General features: G+C 54.3%; 23 protein-coding genes and 2 pseudogenes. 13 read left to right on the forward strand and 12 right to left on the reverse strand.

Annotation, left to right across the window (positions count from 1 at the left end; genetic code table 11):
• Nucleotides 1-54 precede the first annotated feature (54 nt).
• The 6 genes and pseudogenes from ACN1C3_RS25870 (at nucleotide 55) to ACN1C3_RS25895 (ending at nucleotide 7530) form a co-directional block, all read left to right on the forward strand.
• Nucleotides 55-1344, forward strand: a complete 1290-nt coding sequence (locus tag ACN1C3_RS25870; protein WP_419118581.1) for an MFS transporter — start codon at nucleotides 55-57, stop codon at nucleotides 1342-1344.
• A 28-nt stretch (nucleotides 1345-1372) separates the two neighbouring features.
• The gene (locus tag ACN1C3_RS25875; protein ID WP_419118582.1) at nucleotides 1373-2218 is read left to right on the forward strand and encodes an amidohydrolase family protein; all 846 of its coding nucleotides are present in this window, start codon (nucleotides 1373-1375) and stop codon (nucleotides 2216-2218) included.
• A 296-nt stretch (nucleotides 2219-2514) separates the two neighbouring features.
• Nucleotides 2515-3900, forward strand: a complete 1386-nt coding sequence (locus ACN1C3_RS25880) for a GntP family permease (protein ID WP_419118583.1) — start codon at nucleotides 2515-2517, stop codon at nucleotides 3898-3900.
• A gap of 157 nt (nucleotides 3901-4057) precedes the next feature.
• Nucleotides 4058-4204 (forward strand): annotated as a pseudogene (locus ACN1C3_RS25885) (histone-like nucleoid-structuring protein, MvaT/MvaU family); the annotation flags it as partial.
• A gap of 147 nt (nucleotides 4205-4351) precedes the next feature.
• A complete protein-coding gene (locus ACN1C3_RS25890) occupies nucleotides 4352-5128 on the forward strand; it encodes an SDR family NAD(P)-dependent oxidoreductase (protein ID WP_419118625.1) in 777 nt (258 codons plus the stop codon).
• Between the two features lie 275 nt (nucleotides 5129-5403).
• Complete coding sequence (locus ACN1C3_RS25895) at nucleotides 5404-7530, forward strand: TonB-dependent siderophore receptor (RefSeq protein WP_419118584.1); 2127 nt, start codon at nucleotides 5404-5406, stop codon at nucleotides 7528-7530.
• A 169-nt stretch (nucleotides 7531-7699) separates the two neighbouring features.
• Here ACN1C3_RS25895 and ACN1C3_RS25900 read toward each other — a convergent pair whose 3' ends face one another.
• Both ACN1C3_RS25900 and ACN1C3_RS25905 read right to left on the reverse strand, forming a co-directional pair.
• Nucleotides 7700-8986 carry a CitMHS family transporter gene (locus ACN1C3_RS25900; protein WP_419118585.1) on the reverse strand — a complete coding sequence of 429 codons (1287 nt, stop codon included), beginning with the start codon at nucleotides 8984-8986 and terminating at the stop codon, nucleotides 7700-7702.
• 107 nt (nucleotides 8987-9093) lie between these two features.
• On the reverse strand, nucleotides 9094-10020 hold the full coding sequence (locus tag ACN1C3_RS25905; protein ID WP_419118586.1) for an SMP-30/gluconolactonase/LRE family protein: 927 nt from the start codon (nucleotides 10018-10020) through the stop codon (nucleotides 9094-9096).
• Nucleotides 10021-10352: 332 nt separating this feature from the next.
• On the opposite strand from ACN1C3_RS25905, the gene ACN1C3_RS25910 reads away from it, so the two are divergent.
• From ACN1C3_RS25910 to ACN1C3_RS25925, 4 genes are all read left to right on the forward strand, one after another.
• A complete protein-coding gene (locus tag ACN1C3_RS25910; protein WP_419118587.1) occupies nucleotides 10353-11294 on the forward strand; it encodes a hydroxymethylglutaryl-CoA lyase in 942 nt (313 codons plus the stop codon).
• Nucleotides 11291-12490 carry a CaiB/BaiF CoA transferase family protein gene (locus tag ACN1C3_RS25915; protein ID WP_419118588.1) on the forward strand — a complete coding sequence of 400 codons (1200 nt, stop codon included), beginning with the start codon at nucleotides 11291-11293 and terminating at the stop codon, nucleotides 12488-12490. The genes ACN1C3_RS25910 and ACN1C3_RS25915 overlap by 4 nt, the downstream gene beginning before the upstream one ends.
• A gap of 77 nt (nucleotides 12491-12567) precedes the next feature.
• Complete coding sequence (locus tag ACN1C3_RS25920) at nucleotides 12568-13887, forward strand: MFS transporter (protein WP_419118589.1); 1320 nt, start codon at nucleotides 12568-12570, stop codon at nucleotides 13885-13887.
• Between the two features lie 121 nt (nucleotides 13888-14008).
• Nucleotides 14009-14779, forward strand: coding sequence for an IclR family transcriptional regulator (locus tag ACN1C3_RS25925; RefSeq protein ID WP_419118590.1), 771 nt, complete (start codon nucleotides 14009-14011; stop codon nucleotides 14777-14779).
• A gap of 141 nt (nucleotides 14780-14920) precedes the next feature.
• Here ACN1C3_RS25925 and ACN1C3_RS25930 read toward each other — a convergent pair.
• Nucleotides 14921-15255: pseudogene (locus ACN1C3_RS25930) on the reverse strand (helix-turn-helix domain-containing protein); the annotation flags it as partial.
• A gap of 44 nt (nucleotides 15256-15299) precedes the next feature.
• Between ACN1C3_RS25930 and ACN1C3_RS25935 the strand changes: the two are divergent.
• Nucleotides 15300-15776 (forward strand): LysR substrate-binding domain-containing protein, encoded by a 477-nt coding sequence (locus ACN1C3_RS25935; protein ID WP_419118591.1) that lies wholly within the window; start codon nucleotides 15300-15302, stop codon nucleotides 15774-15776.
• Nucleotides 15777-15943: 167 nt separating this feature from the next.
• Here ACN1C3_RS25935 and ACN1C3_RS25940 read toward each other — a convergent pair whose 3' ends face one another.
• The 4 genes from ACN1C3_RS25940 to ACN1C3_RS25955 form a co-directional block, all read right to left on the reverse strand.
• Nucleotides 15944-16936 (reverse strand): LLM class flavin-dependent oxidoreductase, encoded by a 993-nt coding sequence (locus ACN1C3_RS25940; RefSeq protein ID WP_419118592.1) that lies wholly within the window; start codon nucleotides 16934-16936, stop codon nucleotides 15944-15946.
• Between the two features lie 100 nt (nucleotides 16937-17036).
• The gene (locus ACN1C3_RS25945) at nucleotides 17037-17597 is read right to left on the reverse strand and encodes an NADPH-dependent FMN reductase (RefSeq protein WP_419118593.1); all 561 of its coding nucleotides are present in this window, start codon (nucleotides 17595-17597) and stop codon (nucleotides 17037-17039) included.
• A gap of 214 nt (nucleotides 17598-17811) precedes the next feature.
• Nucleotides 17812-18216 carry a nuclear transport factor 2 family protein gene (locus ACN1C3_RS25950; RefSeq protein ID WP_419118594.1) on the reverse strand — a complete coding sequence of 135 codons (405 nt, stop codon included), beginning with the start codon at nucleotides 18214-18216 and terminating at the stop codon, nucleotides 17812-17814.
• A gap of 78 nt (nucleotides 18217-18294) precedes the next feature.
• A complete protein-coding gene (locus tag ACN1C3_RS25955; RefSeq protein ID WP_419118595.1) occupies nucleotides 18295-19152 on the reverse strand; it encodes a sugar phosphate isomerase/epimerase family protein in 858 nt (285 codons plus the stop codon).
• 109 nt (nucleotides 19153-19261) lie between these two features.
• On the opposite strand from ACN1C3_RS25955, the gene ACN1C3_RS25960 reads away from it, so the two are divergent.
• On the forward strand, nucleotides 19262-20176 hold the full coding sequence (locus tag ACN1C3_RS25960) for a LysR family transcriptional regulator (protein ID WP_419118596.1): 915 nt from the start codon (nucleotides 19262-19264) through the stop codon (nucleotides 20174-20176).
• Nucleotides 20177-20332: 156 nt separating this feature from the next.
• Here the strand turns inward: ACN1C3_RS25960 and ACN1C3_RS25965 are convergent, their stop codons facing one another.
• From ACN1C3_RS25965 to ACN1C3_RS25985, 5 genes are all read right to left on the reverse strand, one after another.
• A complete protein-coding gene (locus ACN1C3_RS25965) occupies nucleotides 20333-21364 on the reverse strand; it encodes a zinc-dependent alcohol dehydrogenase (protein ID WP_419118597.1) in 1032 nt (343 codons plus the stop codon).
• 195 nt (nucleotides 21365-21559) lie between these two features.
• Nucleotides 21560-22648 carry a Gfo/Idh/MocA family protein gene (locus tag ACN1C3_RS25970; protein ID WP_419118598.1) on the reverse strand — a complete coding sequence of 363 codons (1089 nt, stop codon included), beginning with the start codon at nucleotides 22646-22648 and terminating at the stop codon, nucleotides 21560-21562.
• An 81-nt stretch (nucleotides 22649-22729) separates the two neighbouring features.
• Nucleotides 22730-23533, reverse strand: a complete 804-nt coding sequence (locus tag ACN1C3_RS25975; RefSeq protein ID WP_347912547.1) for an SDR family NAD(P)-dependent oxidoreductase — start codon at nucleotides 23531-23533, stop codon at nucleotides 22730-22732.
• Between the two features lie 351 nt (nucleotides 23534-23884).
• Nucleotides 23885-24190, reverse strand: a complete 306-nt coding sequence (locus ACN1C3_RS25980; RefSeq protein ID WP_347912548.1) for a Dabb family protein — start codon at nucleotides 24188-24190, stop codon at nucleotides 23885-23887.
• A gap of 89 nt (nucleotides 24191-24279) precedes the next feature.
• Complete coding sequence (locus ACN1C3_RS25985; protein WP_419118599.1) at nucleotides 24280-25140, reverse strand: intradiol ring-cleavage dioxygenase; 861 nt, start codon at nucleotides 25138-25140, stop codon at nucleotides 24280-24282.
• Between the two features lie 204 nt (nucleotides 25141-25344).
• Here ACN1C3_RS25985 and ACN1C3_RS25990 point away from each other — a divergent pair, with 204 nt between their 5' ends.
• On the forward strand, nucleotides 25345-26259 hold the full coding sequence (locus ACN1C3_RS25990) for a LysR family transcriptional regulator (protein WP_419118600.1): 915 nt from the start codon (nucleotides 25345-25347) through the stop codon (nucleotides 26257-26259).
• Nucleotides 26260-26276 lie beyond the last annotated feature (17 nt).

Raw genomic sequence — 26276 nt, forward strand, 5'->3', positions numbered from 1 at the left:
AGCGGCGCGGTTTGTTCTCGGCTGCCTCCCGTTCCACTTATAAGGATAAGAATCATGTTTAGCTGGTATCGCCAAGTCACTCCTCGGGAGCGCAAAACGTTTTGGGCCTGCTTCGGCGGATGGTCGCTCGACGCACTGGAAGTACAAATGTTTGGCCTGGCGATTCCGGCTTTGATCGCCGCCTTTGCCCTGACCAAGGGCGACGCGGGGCTGATCAGCGGAGTGACTCTTGTCACTTCAGCCATCGGTGGCTGGGTAGGGGGGACGTTGTCCGACCGCTACGGCCGGGTGCGTACGCTGCAGTGGATGATTTTGTGGTTCTCCTTTTTTACCTTTCTCTCCGCGTTTGTGAGCGGCTTCAACCAGCTCTTGATCGTCAAGGCGCTCCAGGGTTTCGGCATCGGCGGAGAGTGGGCAGCAGGTGCAGTATTGATGGCCGAAACCATCAATCCGCAGTATCGGGGCAAAGTGATGGGCACCGTACAAAGTGCCTGGGCCGTGGGTTGGGGGCTGGCCGTCGGAGTGTTCACACTGATTTATTCCTTCGTGCCGCAGGACATGGCGTGGCGCGTGATGTTCCTGGTCGGGCTGCTACCGTCGTTCCTGATTATCTGGGTGCGTCGTAATGTCGAGGAGCCCGACAGCTTTCAGCGTCTGCAAAAAGAAAACGCCATCCCGCAAAGTTTCTTCAAATCCTTGGCCGGCATCTTCCGCCCCGATTTGATCCGCGTAACGCTGTTCGGTGGTCTGTTGGGGCTGGGTGCGCACGGTGGTTACCACGCGGTGATGACCTGGCTGCCAACGTTCCTCAAGACTGAGCGCAATCTGTCCGTACTGAACTCTGGCGGCTACCTGGCGGTGATCATCTTCGCGTTCTGGTGTGGGTGTGTAGTCAGCGGCTTTTTGATCGACCGTATTGGCCGACGCAAAAACATCGTGCTGTTCGCGCTTTGCTGTGTCGTCACTGTGCAGAGTTATGTGTTCCTGCCGCTGACCAATACCCAGATGCTGTTCCTGGGGTTCCCGCTCGGCTTTTTCGCGGCCGGTATTCCCGCGAGCCTTGGCGCACTGTTCAACGAGCTATACCCGGCGGATGTACGCGGTGCCGGTGTGGGCTTCTGCTACAACTTTGGCCGAGTGCTTTCAGCGGTGTTCCCGTTCCTGGTCGGTCACATGAGCGACTCCATGTCCCTTGGGTCTGCGATTGGTATCGACGCTGGGATTGCCTATGGCGTGGCGGTGATCGCGGCACTTTGTCTGCCGGAAACCCGTGGACGCAGCCTCGAAGCTTCGAGTGCATCGGTGCCAGCAACGGTCAACGGCAACGAGAGTGCGCGGGCCTGATGCCCTTTACCTTCTATAGATGAACGCTATGACTGACACCTGTTCTACGCCGATCACCGGCATCGACTCCCATGCTCATGTGTTTAGCCGTGATCTAAATCTGGTCGGTGCACGGCGCTATACCCCTGATTACGACGCCACGCTTGAGCAGTATCTGACGCACTTGCACGCTCATGGTCTGAGTCATGGCGTATTGGTGCAACCGAGCTTTCTCGGCACCGACAATAGCTACTTGCTGGCGGCGTTGAGGCAAGCGCCGGATCAGTTGCGAGGCGTGGTTGTGCTGGAACCAGGCGTCAGTCGCGCCATGTTGAATGACATGGATAACCTGGGCGTGGTCGGCGTTCGCTTGAACCTGATGGGTAAGGCGTTACCTGATTTTCGTAACAGTGCCTGGAGAGAGTTTTTCAGCCACATTGCTGATCTTGACTGGCATGTCGAGTTGCATCGGGAGGTAAAGGATCTGCCGGGACTGATCCATCAATTGACGCCGTTCGGTTTGAAGTTGGTGATTGATCACTTTGGTCGGCCGGATGCCAATTCGGGCGTCGATCAGCCCGGGTTTTGCGAGTTACTGGAGTTGGGATCGAAAGGTTCGATCTGGATGAAGGTATCGGGAATCTATCGTTTGGGAGGTACGCCGCAACAGAACATCAATTTCGCTCGAATGGCATTACCGCTGCTGGAACAAAGTTTCGGCCTTCGCCAGTTGGTGTGGGGCAGCGACTGGCCGCATACGCAGCATGAGCAAAGCATCGGTTTCAGCACCGTAATCGATCAGTTGCAAGCCCTGGAGTGTTCGACGCAGGTTAGCTATTCGTTGTTGGTGCAAGTCCCTCGAAGGTTATTCGGTTTTGCAAAAGGCGAAAGCTGAAACTTACGCCTGCATTTGCAGATGACCATTCATCTCACCCATTTAAACGAATACATACAGAACGTTCGAAGTGCGACGTTGTAGTAAAACCTATCGTGCCTCATCGAGAAGTCCTGTGTAATAGCAGCATATTCCAATTACAAGAGAGTAGATTCCATGAACACGTCATCCAATGCCGAAGTTGAAAGCACCCAAACGATATTTGGTTTATCGCGTGCGCCGACAGGCGTTACGGTTTCAAACTTCTCTTTCAAATCTGAGTGCAGTTTGGGCGCCAGCCCAACCGAGATCCTTTCATGACTCCTTTAGATATAGACCTCTTACTGACCGCATTGGTGAGCGTCCTGGTGCTGGTGGCGCTCATCGTGTCGCGTCTCAAAATGCACCCGCTCCTGGCCTTGCTAGTAGTTTCCGTTGGCGTTGGCTTTGCAACCAGTATGGAGCCAGAAACCATCGTCACCCATTTGATCACCGGCGCCGGAAAGACACTGGGGGCAGTAGGGGTCGTAATCGCGCTTGGAGCGATGCTAGGCAAAATTCTTGCTGACGCAGGCGTCACAGAGCAGATCGCCGAGGTCATCCTCAAGCGAACATCGGATCGGATGATACCTTGGGCCATGATGATGGTTGCATTTGTAATTGGCATTCCCATGTTTTTCGAGGTGGGCTTGGTGATCATGCTGCCGCTGATTTTCAGCGTGGCGCGAAAGCTGGAAAGCCAGGCTCGCTTCAAAGGTTCAGCGTATGTGTATGTGGGTGTTCCGGTGATTGCGGCACTTGCAGCCATGCACGGGATGGTACCGCCGCACCCTGGCCCCTTGACGGCCATCGCCGCGCTCAAAACCTCGGTTGGGCCCACAATGCTCTATGGCTTCCTTGCGGCTATTCCTGCAATGATTTTAGGCGGCCCGCTTTATGGCGCATTCATTTCGCCGCGCATGAGCACTCGGCCCGATCAGGTTTTGCTAGATCAGTTCACCCTAGCTGAAAAAGCCGACGATCAACCAAGCACCAGCGTATGCCTTGGCGTGCTGGCAGCCTTGCTACCGGCGATCCTGATGCTGATTCATGCCGTCGCTGAAATGGTATTACCCAAAGGCAATGCGATCCTGAAAATGGCTAGTTTCTTGGGCAATCCCCTGATTGCCATGCTCCTAGGCGTGCTGTTCGCAGGGGCAAGTCTGGTACTCGCGCGGGGCGGCGATGCGGGGCAGTTGCGCGAATCCCTGGGCAAGAGCCTCAAGCCAATCGCCTCAATCATCATGATCATCGCCGGCGGTGGTGCCTTTCAGGAGCTGCTGACCAGCGCCAAGGTGGGCGATGCCATTGTGCACCTGACTCAGCAGTCTGCGTTCCCTCCGCTGATCTTGGGTTGGTTGATCGCGATGTTGCTCTCGGTATCTACCGGTTCTGCCACTGTAGGTATCGTTGGTGCTGCCGGCTTGCTGGCGCCGCTTGCAGGTGCTGATCCCAGCCTCAACCTGCCTCTGCTTGCGTTGTCCATAGGCTGCGGCTCGCTGTTCTTCAACTATGCGAACCATGCGGGCTTCTGGATGGTGAAGGAATCCTTCGGCATGACTATGGGCGAAGCCACCAAGACCATTTCGGTGGTTCAATCCATCGTAGCCGTGGTCGGTTTGATTGTGGTGTTGATGTTGAATGCGGCTGTCACGGTGATTTGAGTCAGGATCTGTTCGCAGGTAGTAACCCTGCCCGAGCGAGTTAGCCGAGGGTGGGAGATAGAGTTACGTTCCACAGGGTGTTTTACCATCGAACTTGAATGCTCAGTGTTCGCTGGTAAGCATGGAGCGTTTTACTCGGCTCTAACCCTAAAGTGTCGGCACCCGTAAGCCACGCATGTTTAAGGTCTATAAAAACCCTCACACTGACGAAGTCGTCGAAACCAAAGGTGGCAACCACAAAACGCTGAAGGAATGGAAGGCAGAACACGGCTTCGCGACCGCCGAGTCTTGGCTGACCAAGTGATCTTGCTTTGAGTACAAAAGGGCCCTTCGAAGGCCCTTTTTATTTGCAGTTTATCGACGTCGGCGACCAAATCCTCAACCGGCGTTTCCGGCTATCTGCTACACCTCCATTCGTGTGCTTCGCAAACCTTCAACAGAGGCAAGGATGATGAATTCAAGCTGGGCAGATCAGGTGGCGCTTGTGAGTGGAGCGGGCAGTGAGCTTGGAATCGGTATGGCTATTGCCCATCGTCTTGGGGCTCAAGGGGCCAAGCTGATCGTCACGGCAAGCAGCGCACGCATCAATGAGCGGGTTGCGGAGTTACGCGCCGCCGGCTTCGAAGCAGAGGGTCGACCGGTAGACTTAACTCAGGAAACTCAGGTTAGAGAGTTCGTCGCTTGGGCTGAGACCGTATGGGGCCACATCGATATTCTCGTAAATAATGCCGGTATGGCGATGCAAGGGAGTCCGGAAACATTCGCCGAGCTGACGAGCACAAGTCTCGAATCGTGGAATCTTTCAATTGCTAGAAATCTGACAACCGCTTTCTTGTTAACCCAAGGGGTGTTGCCAGGGATGCGAGCCAGAGGGTATGGCCGCATAGTGAATATAAGCTCTACAACGGGCACACGAGCCAGTAATCCAGGAGAGGCTGCTTATAGTGCGGCAAAGGCCGGAATGGTAGGCATGAACATGAGCCTTGCCCTTGAGGTTGCTCAATTTGGTATCACGGTGAATTCAGTCGCGCCAGGTTGGATTGCTACTGGATCGAGTACTCCTGATGAAATAAGAGCAGCACGCTCTACACCTCTTGGAAGGGCGGGTCGGCCAGAGGAAGTGGCCGCTGCCGTTGTATTCTTGGCTTCACCTGAAGCGAGTTACATCACAGGTGAGTTGCTCGTGGTGGATGGAGGCAATTGCTTGGTTGAGAACAAAGCTCATTAAGACTTTTTTAATCCCTTCTGCGACTGTTGAGTCCTGGCTGGCCAAGTAATTCTCAAATGAGTACCAAAGGGCTCCTCGAGGGCCCTTTTTTACGTCATATGGTCTTCAAGCGATGTGTTCTGGAATTGCTTCATTAGCGATTTGAGCAACCGTAGGTAGCGTTCAGAAAATACAAATGCGAATACGTATCAAAAGCCGATAATGCGGTTTACCATACGCCGCGATTTATTGGCACGTATGCCGTCCCATTTGGCTATTTTCTCAAGGTTTCCTAGATGCGTCGTACTCTGGTTTCTATCTGTGTGATCCATGCGTTTTCCGCTTCCTCCTGGGCAGAGGACGCCACAACCGATAAAGCCAGTCTGGAGTTGCAAGCGACCGACATCGTTGGCACGGCTGACTTTGAAACCGCCCTGGGGCCCGTGGACGGGTACCGGGCGACGCGTTCAGCCAGTGCAACGCGTACCGACACGTCGATCCACGAGACGCCTCAATCCATCAGTGTAGTGACCAAGGATGTCGTGGAAGACATCAGTGCCACCCGATTGCAGGATGCGCTCGATTACGCCGGTGGTGTGGGGCGGGCCAACAACTTTGGCGGCCAGGGCCTGACCACATTTACCGTGCGTGGATTTACCACCGGGGAGTTTTATCGCAACGGGTTCCCGATCAACCGTGGCTATCCGAACATGCCGGATGCGAACACTATCGAAAGGCTCGAAGTTCTGCGAGGGCCTGCGACCATGCTCTATGGCCGAGGCGATCCAGGTGGCACGTTCAACATCATCTCCAAACAACCTCTGGCCGAGCCCACTGTGACGCTGGGTAGCCAACTCGACGACCAGGGAATGCAACGCGGAACTCTGGATGCCTCCGGCCCGCTGGATGAAGAAGGCCGTTTGGCCTATCGCCTGAATTTGGTGGGAGAGGGCGGCGATACCTTTCGAGATCATGTCGAAACCGAACGATACGGCATCACGCCGGTACTTGCCTGGCAGGTCAACGACGACACCAAGGTGATCTTCGAGGGGGATTTCATGCGCAACAATCACCCGCTGGATCGCGGTGTGACGCACTTTCCCAATCAAATCGGCACCGCCTCTCGCGACACCTTCTTCGGCGAAAAAGACGTTGGCAAACTGCACAACGACAACAACATGGCGCAGCTGCGTTTCGAACACGTGCTCGACGATACCTGGACGCTGGGCGGCGGATTCCAATGGCTCGACGGCACACTGCAGGGAAATGCCGTCGAGGCCAACGGTGTCGCGGCTGACGGGCGCACCCTGGGCCGCAACTTCAACTATCGCGAGCTGGAGTGGACGGACAAGGACACCCAGCTCAACCTCACCGGGCATTTCAACGCGGGCGGTTTCGAACACACCTTGCTGACCGGCGTCGAGTACGAAGATTATGACTATCAGTCGATCATCCAGCGCTCCAGTGGGGCGGTGAGTGCCTACCCGATCGATATCTTCGACCCGGTGTATGGCCAGCCGCGTCCAGCCTTGACCCGCACCCCGACCAACGACAAGGAAAACCTCAAGACCTACGCCGCGTTCATCCAGGATCAGGTGGCCTTGACCGAGCGCTTGCGCGTCCTGGCCGGGGCCCGTTTCGAACGCTTCGAGCATGACTACGAAACCTTCGTGCCGGGCAGCAGAAGCTGGCAGGCCAGCGACAATGCGGTGACCCCGCGCATAGGGGTGACCTACGATCTCAGCGACACAGTGGCGATTTATGCCGATACGGCGCGCTCGTTCAAGCCCAATACCGGTGCCAGTCGTGAGGGCGGCGGTTTTGATCCGGAAAAGGGAAAATCCTATGAACTGGGTATCAAGTGGCAAGCGCTGGACAGCCAGTTGAGTGTCGATGCGGCGATCTACCAGATCGAAAAGCGCAATGTGCTCACCACCGATCCCGTGGACTCGACCTACAGCGTGGCGGCAGGCGAGGTACGCAGCCGTGGCTTTGACTTGAACATCGCCGGCAACCTGACTCCGCAATGGCGCGTGATTGGCGGCTACGCCTATGTCGATGCCGAAGTGACGAAGGACAATGTCATCAAATCCGGCACCCGGCTAATGAATGTTCCGCAGAACAGCTTCAGCTTGCTCAATGTCTACGAGTTCCAGGATGGCGCGCTCAAGGGGTTGGGTCTCGGCACCGGGCTCAAATACGTCGATGAGCGCGCAGGGCAGACGGCCAATACGTCGTTTTCAATGGGCAGCTACACCGTTGTCGACCTGCTGAGCTACTACAAGGTCAACGACAAGATCAGGTTCAATCTGGATGTGAAAAATCTGACGGACGAAGATTATGAGGAGGGGGCGTTCGGCAACGTTTACGCTTATCCAGGGGCACCGAGAACGGTGCAGGTCGGTATTTCATATACTTTGTGATTCGATTGAATGGGTGGTCTTGCGAATTGTGAAAGCTCAGCACGTCCTGCAGCCGTTGAGTCCTGGCTGACCAAGTGAGTTCGGTTTGAGTACAAAAGGGCCCTTCAAGGGCCCTTTTTTTAATGAGTTTCGAGAACTCAGATTTTTGCTGGTTTACCTCTCACATCCGTCAATTAATGACTGTTATCGCCCCAGTCGCGATTGCAGCCATAAGCATCACTAAGACCGTTCCGAACGTCCATTTCAGGGAGACTCGCTGGTTATCGCCGTAGTCAATATCCAACAGCCCGCATAGCAGATAGGTTGATGCAACCAAAGGGCTGAGTAAGTGAACGGGCTGGCCAATGAGTGACGCAATCGCCATTTCATTTGGGCCTATCCCGTAATGAGCCGCTGTCTCTGCAAGGATTGGCAACACGCCAAAATAAAACGCATCGTTTGTCAGCACATAGGTGAACGGCATGCTCAGCAAGGCTGTGATCAGCGACATGTAATGACCGGCCTGTTCTGGCAGGATCATGATGAGGTTATCCGAGATCGCCTTGATCATCCCTGTGCCACTCATGATGCCGACGAATATGCCTGCCGCGAAGATCAGCAGAGTGACGGCCATGACGTTATCAGCATGACGGGCGATGACTTCTTTCTGCTGTTTCAGGCTTGGGTAATTAACGAGGCAAGCTAGACCAAACGCGAGCATGAACAGAATTGGCAAGGGCATGAGGTTGAGCATCATACCGGCGATCAGCGTCAGTGTTAGTACGACGTTGAACAGAAACTTCGGATCTTTAAGGCGAATGTGCGCGTAACCTTCGAGCACTTCGTCCTCACTCACTGTTACCACACCGAGCCGACGATATTCCATGCGCCCCAGCCACCAAGCGGCAAGGACAACCCAGACAGCACCGACAATCATGATCGGCACCATCTCCAGGAACAGCGCTGTAATGTCTACATGCATGGCGCTAGCCGCGCGAGAAAACGGCCCCGCCCAAGGCAGGATGTTCATTACGCCGATGGCCATCAGCAAAACGGTCGCCATTACCTGCAGCCGAATTCCAGTCAGCCGGTACAACGGTAAGAAGGCAGCGGTGGCAATGATGTAGGTGGTTGCGCCGTCTCCATCAAGGCCAACACACAGTCCCAGAACGGCAGTGCCAACAACAATCTTACGAGGGTCTCCTTTTACTAGGCGCAGTAATACTTTAATCAGCGGATTGAAGAGCCCCGCGTCGGTCATCAGACAGAAGTAAAGGATCGCAAACGTCAGCATGATGCCCGTCGGCGCGAGCATTTTTACGCCGTCGTACATCATTGCGCCGAGTTGGCTCGCAAAGCCTCCCAGGCACCCGAATACGACAGGTACGAGTAATAGCGCTACCAGGGGAGACAGGCGCTTGCTCATGATTAGGTACATGAAACAAACGATCATTGCGTAGCTTAAGAAGATCAGCATGGGTGTGCCTTTTATTAGTCTTGTAGGGCTGGCGCGGTGAGCGCGCACTTTTTTCTGGCCGAACGAATCCCGTGCGGGCAGCACTGAGGGTTCAACGCTTCATGGATTTAACTGTGGGAGAACATGGGCAGACCGGCGTGTTCAAGATCGGCTACCAATATCGAACTGGTAGAGGAGTCAGTGATGAACAATTGCTTGTTGTCGGCGCCGCCAAAAGCCAAATTGGTTAGGGTGCGTCCATCGGTGCATGATCGAATGCGATAGAGCGGGACAGCATGTGGGTCGAACACCCAGACACAGGCATTCCCTGCGTCGCAAACGTAAAGATTACCGATACAGTCAAGTGCCAAGCCATCGGCTCCACTTACTCCTCCCGCCATTGCGGCGAAGATTCCCACTTTGCTGGTTCCGCCGTCACTCTGAATCGGCAGACGCCAGATTGCATTGCCGCGAGTCATCGCAACGAATAATGCATTCTGCTGGAGATTCATCACCAGACCGTTCGGGCTTGGGCCGTTGTCTATCAAACGGGTCAGGATTTCTTTATCCAGGTCGTAGGCAAATACTCGACCACTCGAATCCTGTTGGCCGGTTTGACCTTGATCGGTGAAGTAGAGCTTTCCGCTTCCATCGAAGAACAGATCGTTTACGCCTTTGAATCCTTCGCTACGGCTGTGCGTAAGAAATGGCGAGATTGAGCCTGTATTTGGATCGAGTACAAGAATGCCCTGCTTGTAGTCGGCAATGAAAACTCGACCATCCCGGTGGATTTTCAGTCCGTTCGGCCAACCGTCATATTCCGCAACCAGCGTCCAATTGCCCAATGGGTCTATTCGAAAAATACGACCGTAGGGAATATCAGTTACGTAGAGGTTTCCGCTTACGTCGAAGGATGGCCCTTCTAGAAAACTTTTGACGTTCTGTCCGGGTTTGTTAGCACGTACCCAGTCGGAGTCACCATCCTTCCAGAAGGCCTCAGGCATCGTAGTAAATACGCGAGTCGGTAAATCACGCGGGGGGGCATAAAGGCTCACAGAGTCGACTCCTACACGGGCGCCGAACAAGACAGGTATCGACCTTCGAGGGTGAAAAAGCCTGTTCTTCGCATTGTTTTTGTTCTGTCAGACAGAATTGAATATCTTCTGGCAGAACAAATGTCGATCTATTTTCCTTCCCTGTCAACCCACCTGCTGCCGTACGGCACTGATCCGACCATCTGCGCTTGCCTCGTTTAAATCAAAAACCCCAACTCACTGGAATTACAGATGGGTGGCGTTGACAGCTTGAATTCATGCGCTCATTATTTATTTCAGAACAGTGTTCTATCAGATAGAACGAATGCAATTCAACACCCGGAGAGCCGGCGATGAACGATAAAAACAACATAGATATTCTGATTAGCGAGGTAGGCCCACGGGATGGGTTGCAGAGCGTCAATGCTGCGATGCCCACGGAGCTGAAGAAGCAGTGGCTAACTGCGCTGGCAGATGCCGGGCTTCGAGAAATCGAGGTCGGCTCTTTTGTCTCGCCCAAGCTGCTTCCACAGATGGCTGACGCAGCAGAACTGGTCGCTCACCTTCGGCAAAGACAGGATGTATTCGTCACCGCCCTGGTGCCTAACCTCAAGGGCGCAGAGGCAGCCTTCAAATCCGGCGTCCAGAAAATTACGATGCCGATTTCCGTCAGCGAACCGCACTCACTTGCCAATATCCGCAAGACCCATGAACAGGTTTACGAAGAGGTGCGTTCTATTGTCACCCTTCGAAACAAGCAGTTTCCTCATGTCGAGATCGAGTCCGGCCTGTCGACGGTATTCGGCTGCACGATTCAAGGTGTAGTCCCGGAATACGACGTGATTCGCATGGCGTTGCGCATGGTCGAGCTGGGCGTTGATGAGGTCGGTCTGGCCGATACCGTCGGCTATGCGAACCCGGCTCAAGTACGCCGTCTTTTCACTCGGTTGCGCAGCGAGATAGGTGCTAAAGCAGGCAGTGCGCATTTCCACAACACTCGCGGCCAAGGGTTGGCAAACGTGGTTGCCGCGCTGGATGTTGGCGTCACGACGATCGACGCTTCCCAAGGCGGTCTCGGAGGATGCCCTTACGCACCAGGTGCCTCGGGAAACATCGTCACCGAAGATCTCGTCTATCTGCTCGAATCCATGGGGCTACGTACCGGTGTCGACATCGACAAACTGGTAGCGGCCCGTGAGTGGCTCAAACAAGGGTTGCCTGGCGAACCGCTCTACGGGTTTATCCCGGACGCTGGGGTGGGTAAAAACTTTCAATACGCCGGGGGCGCGCAATGAGCATGCAAAATCAGAACATCCAGACATTGCCGCTGGCGGGCATCCGGGTTGTCGAGTTTGTGCACATGGTCATGGGCCCTACGTGCGGCTTGGTACTTGCAGATCTAGGTGCGGAGGTCATCAAGGTCGAACCAACGCCTGAGGGCGACAATACGCGCCGCTTGACGGGTTCTGGCGCGGGTTACTGGATGACCTACAACCGCAATAAGAAAAGCTTTGCTGTCGACATCAAGTCGGAGGATGGCATGGCCGCAGTACGCAAGCTGATTGAGAGCGCGGATGTGGTCACCGAGAATTTTCGGCCAGGCGCGATGGAGAAGCTTGGGCTGGGTTATGAAGACGTGAAAGCTATCAAGCCCGACATCATCTACAGCTCCATGAAAGGTTTTTTGCCTGGCCCATATGAGCACCGCACGGCGCTGGATGAAGTGGTGCAGATGATGACTGGGTTGGCCTACATGACGGGCCCTGAAGGCCGTCCATTGCGGGCGGGTGCTTCGGTTAACGATGTGATGGGGGGAATGTTCAGCGCCATTTCGATCCTCGCAGCACTTTGGCAACGCAAGGCCACCGGTGAGGGCCAATTTGTCCAAACGGGCCTTTTTGAAAACTCAGCTTTCCTGGTAGGCCAGCACATGATGCAAATGGCAACCACAGGAAAGCCCGCAGCCCCAATGCCCAGCCGACTTTCAGCGTGGGCAATCTATGACGTCTTCACCACGCTGGATGATGAGCAGGTTTTCATGGGCGTGGTGAGCGACAGTCAATGGGTCAGTTTCTGCGATGCCTTTGGCTTCGATCAGTTGGGCCGTGACCCCGATCTCGCGAAAAACACCCAACGTGTTCAGGCTCGTTCAAAGATTCTTCCCCAGGTGAAGGAGCGGCTCGCCAGCCTAAGCAAACATGACGTCATGGCCATGTGCGAGCGAGCAGGCTTGCCTTTTTCTCCTATCCAGCGCCCTCAGGATCTATTCGAGGATCTGCATCTCAATGCCTCTGGAGGCCTGGCACACCTCTCCTTGGAAAACGGCGAAGAAGTAAAGGTACCGATGCTGCCGTTCGAGATGAATGGTCGGCGCATGGATGCTCGTCTGAATGTGCCTCGGTTAGGCAGCCATTCAGAGGAGCTACTCGCAGAGATGGGTTACGGCTCCGGGGACATCGAGTCCATGCGAGGTCGTGGCATCGTCCGCTAACTCTCGAACCTGAAGCACATTCGCTGACGGTTTTTCCCGCCGTCAGCCATATAAAAATAAAGTTGAGGAAACCAGTCATGGCTATTGTCACGACATCTCCGAAAAGCTCTAACGCATTAGCGGCGCAACCTCTTGATGCAGAACAAACGCGCGTCCTTCACAAGGCCGCATGGCGTTTGATTCCGTTGCTTGCTCTCGCCTATTTTTTCAATTACCTGGATCGCACCAGCGTAGGTTATGCCGCGCTGCAAATGACCGGTGATCTTGGATTGACCGCTACCCAGTTTGGGCTTGGCGCTGGGATCATGTTTTTTGGCTACTGCTTATGTGAAGTCCCCAGCAACCTAGCAATGTATCGATTTGGCGCCCGGCTCTGGATGGCTCGGATCATGATCACATGGGGACTGGCAGCCGCCGCAACGGCTCTGGTAGTCGGGCCTTACAGTTTCTATGTGGTGAGGCTGATCCTTGGTATCGCTGAAGCAGGTTTCTTTCCTGGCGTTATCTTCTTCCTGACGTTGTGGTTTCCAGCGCAATACCGCACAAGGGTGCTGGCATGGTTCACAGTGGCCACACCTATTTCATTCCTGGTAGGGGGCCCACTATCTATTTGGCTCTTGCAGATGCATGGCTTCCTTGGGCTGGCCGGCTGGCAGTGGATGTTTATCATCGAGGGGATTCCCGCCTGTATTCTGGGATTGATCACATTGAAAGTGCTGACCAACCACCCCGCAGAGGCAAAGTGGCTGACTCCTCGTGAGCGTGATTTGATCGCCGGTATGCTGGCGGAAGAACAAAGCAAGGGACAACACAGCCATGGTTTCAAGGCAGCGCTAAAGGATCCGAGGGTGTGGATTCTCAGCTCGATCACCTTCAGCTTCACCTTAGGCTCCTACGGTATCGGCATCTGGTTGCCACAGATGCTCAAGGCCCATGGTGTAGAAATGAGCATGATTGGGTGGGTCGCGGCGATTCCTTATTTCTTCGCAACCATTGGCCTATTGATCTGGGCCAAACATGTTGATCGAACCGGCAAGGGGATTTTTAACCTCACGCTTGCGATGCTGCTTGCAGGATTGGCGCTGCTTTTCGCGCTGCAGATGAATGCATTGGTACCTGCATTGGCCGGAATCACTCTGGCACTGGTTGGTACGATTGCAGGAAAAACGATCTTTTACACACTGCCCGGCAAGTTCCTTCGTGGCCAGGCAGCTGCGGGCGGTATAGCTTTGATCAACTCGATTGGTGCCTTCGGTGGCTTTGTGGGCCCCTATCTTATGGGGTTTCTCAAAGACTACACAGGCTCGTTCACAGCAGGGCTGATGGTGATGGGATGCATCATGTTTGTGGCTGCGGCGATGGTCATGTCGTTGCGCCTGTTTCTGCGCGAGGAGTGACGCACTGGCTCCTTGGCTGCTCAGAAGGTATCTTAAGTTCATTGAAATTGTCTTGCAGGCGATTACAGCTGCGCTACTGCCGCTGGGTCGCCTGCGAGCTCAGACCTGACGTTGAGTGGCTATGAACACCGAATCTGAAACAGGCCTTTCTGATCAATCCAACGGCGTTGAGGGTGGCGGAGTCGCCGCTGTGGATCGAGCTTTTTCGATTCTCGCTGCCTTCCAGGTCGAACAGGAAAGTCTGACATTGGCCGAGCTTGCGAGGCGAACCGGGCTCTACAAAAGTACAATTCTGCGGTTGATTGCATCGTTGGAGAAGGCCGGTTTTGTGCGCCGTCTGAGTGACGGTAGTTATTCGGTCGGGCCTGAGCCTCTTCGTCTGTCGCAGCTGTACCAGGCCTCGTTCCGCCTTCGTGATGTCATCCATCCATTGTTAGAGTCAATAACAGAGGAGAGCGGTGAAACGTCCTCTTTCTATGTACTCGAGAACGGCAGCAGGGTGGTGCTGTTTCGTGTTGAGCCTAAGCGAGCAGTGCGTGTTTCCGTATTGGAGGGCTCGCGCTTCCCTTTGCATGCCGGTGCATCAGGAAAGATTCTTCGCGCTTTCTCTCGACAGGAAGATCCTACTTTGACGGACGTGCGTGAGCGTTTTTGGGCCAGCTCTTTTGGTGAGCGGGATCCGGAAACGACAGCTGTATCGGTACCTGTATTTTCGATTGGCTACGAGCTAAAGGGCGCACTCACACTCTCTGGCCCGTCTGATCGCCTATTGCAAGAGCATGTCCAACACGCAGCATCAATCCTGCTACGTAATGCCGTCATTGCAACGAGTGCCTTGGGCGGTAGTAATGCAGAACTACGAAATGCGCTTGCAAGACTGAACCCTGAATAGGCTCTGTATCCTTGATATTTCGGTGCTTCTGCAGACGTGCTAGTGTCTGGTAGCGTACTTGTCCGCTACTGACTGCCCGATCATTGCCTGATGATTAGTCCAAGATGGCTCTACTAACGGATGTCAAACTTTGAAGTCGTTTTAAACAATCTCGCCAGTGATCGCCTGCCGTATCTCGCGCACGTCTCGGGTGGGCGGAGCGCCGAATTGTCGTAGGTATTCGCGGCTGAACTGTGATGCGCTTTCATAGCCGACAACGAACGCCACATCTGACGCGCGATGCTCGCCAGTGAGCAAAAGCTGGCGAGCTTCCTGCAATCTAAGCTGCTTCTGATACTGGATGGGACTGAGGCCTGTCATCGACAGAAAATGGCGATGCAATCTTGCTCGGCTCATACGCTTGCGTCGCACAACGCCTCGATGCAAAGTCGAGTGTTGTAATTGTCCCTAATACAGGCAACAGCCCGCCGGATGCTCGCCCTCACTTTGAGGCTATGGAGGCCATTTTCCAAGCTTTGCTATGTCTTCGAGAAAAGCCTGCCGGCAGGATACGGACACGGCAGCAGATTTCAGCTTTCATACAGTGTTGTGGCCAGTGCTGGAAACATTTTTGGCTCGGTACCCAGAGATCAACGTAGAGGTGAACTGTGACTATCGACTGGTCGACATCGTAGCCGATCGTTATGACGCAGGCGTCCGATATGGCGACACGGTGGGAGAGGGGATGATCGCTACAAGGATTGCCCCTGACTTGCGCATGGCCGTTGTAGTGACGCGAGACAAATTAGATACAGTCAAAAACTCGCTCATCACCCCAGATTTTTTAGCATCGGCGTTTTGTATTGCTGGCTATAAATGCTGCCTGCACAAATCCCTTCTATTCCAAGTGTTGTGGCCATGGGACGTCGTCGAGTCCCAAGGCGGCAACCACAAGACGCTGAAAGAATGGAAAGCAGAACACGGCTCCGCAACCGTCGAGTCCTGGCTGATTAAGTGAATTTGGTTTGAGTACAACAAAGGCCCGTCGAGGGCCTTTGTGGTAATTGAGCAGGACTCTTTGAATGAGGGACGGACGATCGCTTGGTCGAGCCATTGCTAGCTGGTATACGACAGCTGCGACTGGGGGCATATTTCAAGCTATCCGTGCGTGAGGCCTTCTTCGATTTAGCTTAAAAAATCGGCTATGGACTCTGCTGCAAGTTGGTAGGAGCGACAGCGGGCTTGTGGATCATAGATCCGGGCGTCGATCATGAGCTCGTCAGCCTTAGTGAATTCTAAGAACTGCACAAGGCCGCTACGGACGTCATCCGTGGTGCCTATTGCCGTGAATGTGAGCTCTTGCTCCAAGCTCCGGCGTACATTCGGCGATATCCGTTCCATGAAGCCTTCTTCAGGTGCCGGTAATAGCGTTGGCTGACCTGTGTGAACCCCTGCCACCCATTTACGGTGGGAGCTCGCGATCATTTCAGCCTCTGCCCGAGTGTCTGCGGCGAACACATTGATCCCTGCCATGACGTAAGGTTTGGAAAGATGGCGAGAGGGTTTGAATTTCTTGCGGTAGACCGATAGTGCCTCTTCAATCATCCTCGGTGCGAAGTGTGAAGCGAACGCATAGGGTAAGCCGAGCTCCGCTGCAAGGCTTGCGCCGTATGTACTCGATCCCAAAATCCAGACTGGGATGTTTTGGCCGGCGCCTGGGACAGCTTGTACACCTTGATGACCTTTTCCTTCGAAGTAGTTGAGAATCTCTAGAACGTCGTTTGGAAACTGGTTCGGGTGCGCATCTAACGACCTTCTCAGCGCTCGTGTAGTAGCTTGGTCTGCCCCCGGTGCCCGACCTACCCCAAGATCAATCCTGCCTGGGTAGAGCGTTTCCAAGGTGCCGAATTGTTCGGCAATCAAGAGTGGGGCGTGGTTTGGCAGCATGATCCCCCCCGAGCCAAGTCGGATCGACTTCGTGTGGGCGGCCAAATGGCTCATGAGCAAGGTGGTGGAGGAGGAACCGATCCCTGGCATGTTGTGGTGTTCAGCCAGCCAATATCTACGGAAGCCACATTGCTCGACGTGCTGAGCCAGCTTTACCGAGTTCGCGTAGGTCTGCGCAAGAGTGCTGCCGGCATTAATAGGTACGAGGTCAAGAATGGAGAGAGCTGTCATGGTGCTCCTGATTTATGCAATGCTTACTTCGGTGTTGCAACTGCACTAACTAAGCAACTACCGGTACTCGGATTAATGTTTCGCATTGGCTACAGGCCCATCAAGCCCTGTGCATGCCAACAGTTCGGCTGAGCGCCGTCAGCTGGGAGGCGATAAGTTTCTTAGTCGTTTCGTCAGTAATTCGTCCTAGCTCCTGGTCAACCTTTGCGGGGATTTGGCTGATCATGATCTCAGGCTTGTTTAGCACCATCGCGTCGAGGAATACCAAAATCTGGCGCAGATGATATTGCGCTCTTGCACCACCGATCATGCCAGGCGATCCGCTCTGGATCGCCACCGGCTTGCCTGCAAAAGGTGTCTCAGGAAGGCGAGATATCCAATCCAAGGCGTTCTTCAGCGCCCCTGGTACGGAGTAGTTGTACTCCGGGGTTACGATGATGACTGCGTCAGCTTGTTTGATGGACTGGCCCATCCGGACTACGGAGTCTGGGAAGCCTTCGGCCTGAACGTCCGCATCGTAATGTGGAATTTCTTGGATTGGGCCGAGGAGTTCGATTGATACCCCCTCTGGAGCCAGCGACTGCAGCGAGCGAGCCAGAGTGCCGTGGTACGAGGCCTTTCTCAGGCTGCCGAGGAGTGCGACGAAATGCTGTGCTTCCATGTTGAAGTCCTATCTGTAGTTCTGGTGGGGGCAGATGACTTGTGGATTAGCGGTGCGGGGATAAGTGATCAGTGACCTCAGGAAGGTCAGGCCATCAAGCTTGTTCCTGCCCCACACTGCATGTGGGTGCTCGCAGTAGAGCTGCACCTGGAGTGGTTGGACGGCGAGTGCAAAATCCAAAAGCCAAAAGCCCGAACCAAGTCCATGGCGACAGTCATTGGGCCGCTATTGCAACGCCGTAGGAGTTTTCGAAGAAGCGATAGCGAGTGATCAGATCGTCGGTGACCTCAAATTCGATCGCAAACTCACTCGTAATCGTCTTACCGGTGCGCAGCACCTTGCACTCCAGCGAGCCGAGAGCGACGCCGCGCTCATGCTCGGCCATCACCGTGGTGATATCGAAGCTGATTGGCTGGAGGTATTGGCCGAAGTCTCGGTAAAACGCGGCTACCGCCTGACGACCTTTACGCTCTCCAACCCAAGGGGCGATATCTGGCGCGCCGGGGATGCTCCAATCAACGTTTGGGCAAAAGCTCTCTGAAATAGATTCTGGGCTTTGGCTACTGGAAATCTTTGCGAACAAATTGCGAATGACTTCGAGGGTTTTTTCAGTGCTCATGGTTTCAAGCTCCAGTGAAGAGATGAACAACCGGCTTTCAGCCATTGATGACTAAAAGCTCGGCATCACGGCTCAAACTTACTTATCGAACTGTTTGATGGTCGCCTGGAAGGCGCGGTTGGCCATGATTTCCAGTGGAAGCTTGCGCTCAACGTCAGAAAGGATTTCCAGACCCCAAGGGCCTTCGTAGCCAGCCGCCTGGACTGCTTTGATGAAAGCCGGCACGTCGAACACACCTTCACCTGGCAAGCAGCGCTTGTGAATGGTGTCCATCCACAGTGGTTCTACGGCGTACTTGTGAGCGTCGTTGAGCTCAATCGACTTAATGAAGTGTGCAGGGATCTTGGCGATATCGCTGAAATCAACGCCACCTCGGCTCAGATGCCAGATGTCCAGCAGGATGCCGCCATTAGGTTGGTTCGCGCCCTCCACGATGGCCAGCGCGGTCTCTACGGTGCGGACATTGCTGAAGGGCATGATCTCCAACACGATGTTCACACCGACCTTAGCTGCCTGTTGGCAGAGCAGGGTGAACTCTTTCACCATCAATTCGATGTCGGCGACGTCTTCACCAATACCGGGGCCAATCTTGATTGAGCGAGCGCCCAGTTCTTTGGCGGCGTGAATCAGCTCTTGGCGCACCTTGTCCGACTGACGACGGCGCTCACCGCTGTGGTACCAGTCAACAAGGAACTCCAGCTCAACGTGTTTGATACCGTTGTCTTGAAGGATCTGCTTCATGGCCGGGAAGCCGATCTTGTCGACCGTATCCATCATCCCATTGTGAACTAGGCCGATACCTTTGAAGCCTGCGTTCGCGGCAGCCTCCATACGATCCTTGAAGGAAAATGGGCTGACTTCGCTTGGGCCCATCGGGTAAATATCGCCGGCAATTGTCCAGTAGGCCGCCAACAGTTCAATGTTTTGAGTAGTCATTTCGAATCCTCTGTATCCAGGTTGTGAATCAACGTGGGATTAGATTAAGGTAGAGATTCGGTGTGATAAACTACATAAAACTCCTTATAGAGTTGACTAAAGGTTGACAATGGCTCAGGTCGAACAAGCTCTCAGTGGTGTCCTGATTTTTGTCGCGGCAGCCCGCGCGGGGAGTTTTACCGTTGCGGCTGATCGCCTTGGCATCACGAAATCGGCGGTGGGGAAGAGCATCGCGAAACTGGAAGAGCGACTCGGTTGCAAACTGTTCCACCGCACCACTCGTAGCCTCGGGCTCACGGTGGATGGCGAGGCTTACTTTGCAAGCTGCTCAGTGGCTTTGGACGAGATTCTGGCAGCGGAAGCGTTCTTGACCAGCCATCAGCAAACGCCCAGCGGACGACTCAGAATCGATCTTCCAGCAGCCTATGGGCGAAGTATTGTCCTTCCGGTGTTGCTAGACATTATCGATACCAATCCCGAGCTCAAGCTGACAGTGACGTTCACAGATCATGTAATTGATCTGATTGAAGAGGGCATTGATCTGAGCATCCGATTCGGAACGCTGAAGGACTCCAGCGGCCTCATAGCGCGCCGTTTAACAGTTCAAAAACAGATCATTTGTGCTGCGCCACGGTATCTTGAAAAACGCGGCTGTCCTGAGTCATTGGAGGACTTGCAGAACCACAGCTGCATAGTGAATTTCCGGAAAGGGCAGCGGTTAAGCTGGAGCGTTCTTGATAATGCCGGACAGCTCACGAGGATCATTCCTCCGGGTACCCATGAGGTGGGTGACGGTGATGCAATCGTTGCCATGACAGTCGCTGGTCACGGCATCTGTCAGATGCCCAGCTCTCTGGTGCGCGATCATCTACAGGCAGGGCGTCTGGTACCTGTTTTGGAGCAATACAGCCCTGGAGATGTGGAAATTCATGCAGTGTGGCCACAGACGCGTCACCTGCTGCCCAAGGTTCGGCGGGTGGTGGACGAGCTGGTGGTTCGAGCTGAGCAAGGCGCGTTGGATTGATGTTTCGCGTCGATTGAAATGAAGGGCAATGAAGTTGGGATTTGTCGTGCGTTCAATGAAAGTCGACGGAACGGGATAGTGAGCTAACGGCCAAGTGATTGAGTGACGTACGCAAACGAATTTTTCGCACGACGTCGATAACATTCCAGTTCTACTTTACTCACCAGCAAATTGGATCAGAAACTTCGGAGCTGTTTGGCCTGCCTCATTCATGCGTTCGAACAGCATTACCGCTGACTCAGGAGGAGCTATTTGCGCGACTAGCCGATCTGGATTGATTTTCCCTCTGGCGAAAAGACTGAGCGTTTCGCCGTAACAATCAATGCCGTGCAAAATGCCGTGAACCGTCAGATCTTTTAAAGCAATGTCTGCTTGGTTCACATTCTTCGATGGTGTGCTTGTAAGTCCGAAAAGTGCGAGTCGTGCGCCCATATCAGCGAGGTCGCACGCTAGGCTCATTGCCGACCCTGTGCCTGAGGTTTCGATGACAACGTCGTAGTTATTCCGCTGAGCTTTTTTCGGGGACAGAACATGTGTTGCCCCCAGTTCAAGTGCAAACTGGAGTTCTGACTCAGCAAGACCAATCACATCGACTGTGAGGGCGGTCTGTTTTGCCACGAGCAGGCTCATAAGGCCCAAGGTGCCTGAGCCGATCACGGCGACTCTGTCAGCCATGTTGATCTGAGTGCGAGCACACGCGCTGTATGCGCTGACCATCGGTTCGGTAAGGGTGGCTGATTTCAACGAGACGTTACCGGGAACGACTGTTACCGCATAATCCGGGACTGCGATGTAGTCAGCAGCAGCTCCGGACATAAAACGCTGGCCAACTTCCTTGAGGTTTCGGCATTGTTGTCGTTTTCCTCGCTGACATCGGTCACATTTTAGGCATGGAACCATGCTGTGGCCGACAACGCGGGCACCAATTTGTGGGTGTTTGACGCCTTCGCCAACTGCAACCACTATGCCGGTGTATTCGTGTCCGAAGATAAACGGATATTGAATGTAGCCCTTTTCAATATAGAAACTGTTTCCCGAATACAGATGGGAGTCAGTGCCGCAAATGCCAACATACGCAGTTTTGATGATGATCTCTCCGGGCTTGGTTACCGGCGCGTCGACCTCACCCAAGTTGAGTTGAGAAGGGCCACTCATCAAGAGCGCTTTCATCTTGTGTTTGTTACACATAGCTACTCCATGTGTCGCGCATGCCTCTACTACTCAAAGCGAGAGATTACGGATGCGCGAACCAGACTCGGGTGCGCACGCGACTTTTTGCTTGAGCCTGCTGAGCTCATCAGAGAAAAATACTGTTGTGCTCTCAATGAAAATAACCAGCATCTCCCTAGTCGTTACGAGCACGACAGGGAGTGAGGGGCTGATCTAGCTGAGCAATACTTCTTGTCCGCGTTGGGCTGCCGACTCGAAAAGTGCTTCGAGGATCACGTTGATGTTGTGGGCCTGCGTGGCGGGGACTTGCGATGGCAATCCGTTTCTCAGAGAGTTAACGAAGGCTGCGGCCTCTCGATCGAAATACACCGGATTGCCAATCTCAGCGATCTCGGGCGAATACACTGTTTTGCGCACGGCCCATATCTCCGGGAAGCTTGTTTCGTTCCAGTGTGTCCATCCCTGCGGATGTCCGATTTTTCCGTCATGGTAGAGCTTGTAGGACGCAGGCATGGGCGTTGAGTGCATCACGCCATGTGTGCCATAAGCGGTGATATCCCAGCTCTCCGTCCATGGCATGGGATCCCAGGATGTGAAGTCGATCGTTACGATCTTGTCGTCATAGTTGAGCACTGCTGCGGCGGCGTCCTCACGCGCAGAGTCGCTCATCTGTCCTTCGAATTTGGTGATACGAGCGTTGACCGACTTGGGCATGCCAAAGTGGAGGAGAATGCGATCAATCGTATGGCATCCGATTACGTAAAAAGCGCCGCCAAGGTCACCTGGCTGCTTCATGTGATTCGTATCGGCCTCTTCATGTGAGCACCCGGCATGAGCACGCACCTGGAGAACCTTGCCTATTTCTCCGCTCTGCAAAACCTGCTGCATCTTCTCCACTGAAGGTGTGAACCTCCAGCAATACCCAACCTGGAACAGGTTGCCGGTGCGCTGCACCGCTTCTACGACCCGGGCGGTGTCTTCTGAGCGGCGCCCTGCTGGTTTCTCGCAGAGTACGGCTTTTCCTGCTTCTAGTGCTTCGATCGCCCAGTCAGCCATCAGATAGCTTTTCGGATGCACCAAGATGATGTGTACATTCGGATCGTTCAGGATTTCCTCTTTGCTGCGCGCTTGTAAACCGAGTGCGTCCACGAACGGTTCTAGCAGGGGGCTGTCATCATACGCGCCAAGAAATTGCACATTGGGCATGCGCTGAAAAGCCTTCACGCGCCCGGACGTATGGGGGTGGGTAATGCCTAGACACGCTACGCCTAGCTTGGTTTCGCTGGTGACTTTCTGTGACATTTTGGACTCCTCGTTGTACGCAATTATTGCCCCACCCTCTACCGGTGGGGCGATTTACTCCGTTGAGCTTGGAGGGTGAGGTCAAATCACCGAGCGGATGCTGCCGCCATCCACGCCCCAGACGCTCGAAGTCACGAAAGAGGCGAGGTCGGATGCCATGAAGACAATGACGTTTGCAACTTCTTCAGGCGTACCGAGACGGTCGAGCGGGAGTTGGCGAAGGGAGAGTTCGTGCTCGACGGCCAGTTGGGGTTCCATGCCATGAACTTTGCCCATGGTTTCGGCAAAGCCGCCTGACTTTGTCCAGAACGGTGTCCAGATTGGGCCTGGAGCTACCGCGTTTACACGGATGTGTGGGCCTTCACTGCGAGCCAGCCCCTTTGTGACCGCCAAGACAGCTGCTTTCGAGGCGGCATAGTCCAATGGGCAGGGCTCTGGCTGTCTGGCGAGGTCGGATGCGTTATTGATGATCACGCCACTTTTTTGGGCTCGCATGATTGGTAGGACTTTGCGGCAAGCACGGACGTAGCTCATGAAGTTGAGTTGCATGGTTGCTTCCCAATCTTCATCGGTGAGGTCATCGAACATTCGCACCGCGCCCGATCCGACGTTGTTCACCAGGACGTCGACTTTTCCGCCATAGGTAGCGAGCACATGATCGATGCCCTCGTTCACGCCAGTCAGGGTGCTGAGATCGGCTTTCGCAACCGATACCGTAACACCCAGCGCTTCAGTGTCCGCTTTCAGCTCTGCGAGAGCGTCAGCGTCCCAATCCAGCAGGGCCAGATGGCTGCCTTCTGCGGCGAATGCGAGCGCGGTTGAGCGGCCGATTCCTTTTGCCGCACCGGTAATCAGAACGACTTTGCCAGCAAGGTTTGTTTTCATAATTGGATACCTTTTTAAGCCGGGAAATTGAGTGCAACGTGTTTACCAGATAGGAGTGCAAGCGTAAGTCAGGCTCCGGTAGCTCTAAGACAGAAATCCAGAGCGTGTATTCGGAAGCTGAGAAAGGCAGCGCTGTACTACCTCTGGTTGTCGACACCCTTCATGCTGCAACTTGACTGCGGCGCTGGTGGGGCATCGCTCCACCAAGTGCACAGCGCGGCACTAAAGAATCGGGCAGAGGGAGGTGCTCGTAGGGGGAGTGGTGTGTTCACGCGACTGTTCCAGATTCTTTTTATTTGATGGAGAAACTGAGTGGAAAGGCGTTGCAGCTGCACAAGGCAGCGTGAGCGCCTAGATGTAGTAATCCACTTGATGCCTTGTAATGCGCAAATTTCCGAGTTCCTCACGAACTCGAAGGTGAGCCGGATGACTTGCGTATCCCTCCAGTGCTTCCGCCGAGTCAAACTCGGAGTAAAGAACCACATCGCACGCATAGTCGATCTTGCTGATATCAACTCCGATTTCTAAGGTTCTCAAACCGGGGATTTCCGTCCGGATGCTTTCAAACGCAGACTTCAGTTTCTCGATATTGGTGGAGCGCTCCTGCTCATTTTCGCCACGCAGATTCCACATGACGATGTGTTTGATCCGTTGCATAGTCCTCTCCGAGGTCAATTAGATACTTAGAGCAAGGGCGGCCTGCAAAGCCGTGCAGGCCTGTGTCGGTTTGAAGTCGTTTAGCGTGGCTATGCGTGGTGCAGGATGAAATCGAAATCCAGGGTGTAATACAGAGAGTCGATTTCCTTGCCATAAGGGTCGATGCCGCTTTCATGGCGAACCCAGTCGGCAATGAGTGACGAGCGCACGCCAAAAACAGCATCCGAGTCGAGGTAGTCGCCGCCTTCACGGAATACGTGCGTGACCAGGCGCAGGAATCCCGGAGCGGTGATCATGAAATGCAGGTGGGCTGGACGCCATGGGTGACGGTTCAACGCCTCCAGCATCTTGCCGACAGGGCCGTCGTGGGGAATTGGATAACACTCGGGCACGATCGACTTGAAGTGGTAGAGACCCTGTGCGTCCGCCTGGATTATTGCTCGGCCTTGGTAGTTATCCAGTCCAGGCTTCTGGACGTCATAGAAACCAGCTTCGTCTGCTTGCCAGACTTCAATCGTGGCGTTGGGAATTGGGGTGCCGTCGGTGGTTCGTACCTTGCCTTTGACGAACCAGGGTGTACCAGGCAGGCCACCACTGATGTCCTCCCCTAAATCGTAGTGAGGGGCATCGGCCACGTGAAAGGGGCCGAACACGGTCGCTTCGGTACACCCAACAGGCTTCTTGTGGTTCTGTGCGGTGACAAGCGTGGACAGCCCCAAGGTGTCCGAGAGCAAAATGAATTCCTGGCGAGTTGGGGTGCATATTTGACCGACTGCTGTCAGGAACTCGATACCCTTTTCCCACTCTTCCTCTGTCAGCTTGGTCTCGCGGGCGAACGCGTGAAGGTGCTGTACGAGAGAGGTCATGATTTCGTGAAGTCGACGGTCTTCTGTGCCGCAGTTTCGCTCCAGAACGGCTCGGGTGATTGTCTGCTCATCTAGGTTTCGCATGGGAGTGCTCCCTGTATTTTTATTTGTGGTGGGAGAAGGGGGGTTACCGGCCTTCGCCTTTGGGAGAGCCACGTGCTAAGGGCAGAAGCTTGTTCCCGAATTCATTGGACTACGCTAAAGTGCTGAAAGGTGGAATAAAATACTCAAAATGAAAATCTTTATTTCACCTATGAAAAACCCAGCCACCTTTCGGGATATGTGCTGATGGATCGATTCACAGAGCTAGAGCTGTTTGTCCACACTGCGGAACTGGGAACGCTGAGCAAGGCGGCTGAGAAGCTTGATATTTCAAATGCCGCTGCAAGTCGGCATCTGGCGGCCTTGGAAAACAGGCTCAAGGTTCGTTTGGTCGAGCGAAACACACGGCGCTTATCGCTTACGAATGCCGGTCATGATTTCTATGCGCGATGCAAAAGCCTGCTCGCTGAACTTGCCGAGGCTGAGGCCACGGTGAGTGCGGCACTGGTTGAACCCACGGGCACACTGACTATAACCGCGACAATTTCTTTTTCCATGTTGCACCTCGCGCCTTTGGTTCCCGAATTCCAGCGCCTGTACCCGGGAATAAAGGTCAAGATCGTCGGGGCCAACCGTTACTACGACATTATCGACAGTGAAATCGACCTGGCGATTCGTGCACGGGAATTCGAGGCTGACTCCAGCATCACCATCCGCAAATTGGCAGAGACAAGAAGGGTTCTGGCGGCGTCACCCAAATACCTCAAACGCAAGGGAGTGCCTGCCTCAGTGCAAGACCTCGCAAACCATGATGTGCTGATCTACAGCCTTGCCAACCATCCGAACACGATGGAGTTCAGCAAGGGGACTGAGCGAGAGACCGTTAAGGTGCAACCTGCGCTGGAAACAAACGATGGGCAGATTGTGCGTGCTGCGGCCCTGGCGGGAGCCGGGATTCTTGTGCAGCCCAAATACATCGTTTATGACGACTTGGTGGCGGGTAGGCTGGTGTCTGTCCTAGATGATTGGGATCTCCCCCGGCTTACCATCAACGTGGCATTTCAGGATCGACGTTACATGCCGGCCAAGACGAGGCTCTTCATCGATTTTCTGTTGGATAACTTCAAGCGAAACGATTATGAGCGTTACTGGACTAGCTGAAAAAAACCTCGGCCCGC

Source organism: Pseudomonas sp. H11T01 (assembly GCF_048515765.1).
In the GTDB taxonomy this organism is placed as follows: Bacteria; Pseudomonadota; Gammaproteobacteria; order Pseudomonadales; family Pseudomonadaceae; genus Aquipseudomonas.

Excerpts from the sequence above, each read along its gene's own strand:
- ACN1C3_RS25870 (WP_419118581.1), top strand. The coding sequence starts at position 55 with ATGTTTAGCTGGTATCGCCAAGTCACTCCTCGGGAGCGCAAAACGTTT.
- ACN1C3_RS25875 (WP_419118582.1), top strand. The coding sequence starts at position 1,373 with ATGACTGACACCTGTTCTACGCCGATCACCGGCATCGACTCCCATGCT.
- ACN1C3_RS25880 (WP_419118583.1), top strand. The coding sequence starts at position 2,515 with ATGACTCCTTTAGATATAGACCTCTTACTGACCGCATTGGTGAGCGTC.
- ACN1C3_RS25890 (WP_419118625.1), top strand. The coding sequence starts at position 4,352 with ATGAATTCAAGCTGGGCAGATCAGGTGGCGCTTGTGAGTGGAGCGGGC.
- ACN1C3_RS25895 (WP_419118584.1), top strand. The coding sequence starts at position 5,404 with ATGCGTCGTACTCTGGTTTCTATCTGTGTGATCCATGCGTTTTCCGCT.
- ACN1C3_RS25900 (WP_419118585.1), bottom strand. The coding sequence starts at position 8,986 with ATGCTGATCTTCTTAAGCTACGCAATGATCGTTTGTTTCATGTACCTA.
- ACN1C3_RS25910 (WP_419118587.1), top strand. The coding sequence starts at position 10,353 with ATGAACGATAAAAACAACATAGATATTCTGATTAGCGAGGTAGGCCCA.
- ACN1C3_RS25915 (WP_419118588.1), top strand. The coding sequence starts at position 11,291 with ATGAGCATGCAAAATCAGAACATCCAGACATTGCCGCTGGCGGGCATC.
- ACN1C3_RS25920 (WP_419118589.1), top strand. The coding sequence starts at position 12,568 with ATGGCTATTGTCACGACATCTCCGAAAAGCTCTAACGCATTAGCGGCG.
- ACN1C3_RS25925 (WP_419118590.1), top strand. The coding sequence starts at position 14,009 with ATGAACACCGAATCTGAAACAGGCCTTTCTGATCAATCCAACGGCGTT.
- ACN1C3_RS25935 (WP_419118591.1), top strand. The coding sequence starts at position 15,300 with ATGTCTTCGAGAAAAGCCTGCCGGCAGGATACGGACACGGCAGCAGAT.
- ACN1C3_RS25940 (WP_419118592.1), bottom strand. The coding sequence starts at position 16,936 with ATGACAGCTCTCTCCATTCTTGACCTCGTACCTATTAATGCCGGCAGC.
- ACN1C3_RS25945 (WP_419118593.1), bottom strand. The coding sequence starts at position 17,597 with ATGGAAGCACAGCATTTCGTCGCACTCCTCGGCAGCCTGAGAAAGGCC.
- ACN1C3_RS25950 (WP_419118594.1), bottom strand. The coding sequence starts at position 18,216 with ATGAGCACTGAAAAAACCCTCGAAGTCATTCGCAATTTGTTCGCAAAG.
- ACN1C3_RS25955 (WP_419118595.1), bottom strand. The coding sequence starts at position 19,152 with ATGACTACTCAAAACATTGAACTGTTGGCGGCCTACTGGACAATTGCC.
- ACN1C3_RS25960 (WP_419118596.1), top strand. The coding sequence starts at position 19,262 with ATGGCTCAGGTCGAACAAGCTCTCAGTGGTGTCCTGATTTTTGTCGCG.
- ACN1C3_RS25965 (WP_419118597.1), bottom strand. The coding sequence starts at position 21,364 with ATGTGTAACAAACACAAGATGAAAGCGCTCTTGATGAGTGGCCCTTCT.
- ACN1C3_RS25970 (WP_419118598.1), bottom strand. The coding sequence starts at position 22,648 with ATGTCACAGAAAGTCACCAGCGAAACCAAGCTAGGCGTAGCGTGTCTA.
- ACN1C3_RS25975 (WP_347912547.1), bottom strand. The coding sequence starts at position 23,533 with ATGAAAACAAACCTTGCTGGCAAAGTCGTTCTGATTACCGGTGCGGCA.
- ACN1C3_RS25980 (WP_347912548.1), bottom strand. The coding sequence starts at position 24,190 with ATGCAACGGATCAAACACATCGTCATGTGGAATCTGCGTGGCGAAAAT.
- ACN1C3_RS25985 (WP_419118599.1), bottom strand. The coding sequence starts at position 25,140 with ATGCGAAACCTAGATGAGCAGACAATCACCCGAGCCGTTCTGGAGCGA.
- ACN1C3_RS25990 (WP_419118600.1), top strand. The coding sequence starts at position 25,345 with ATGGATCGATTCACAGAGCTAGAGCTGTTTGTCCACACTGCGGAACTG.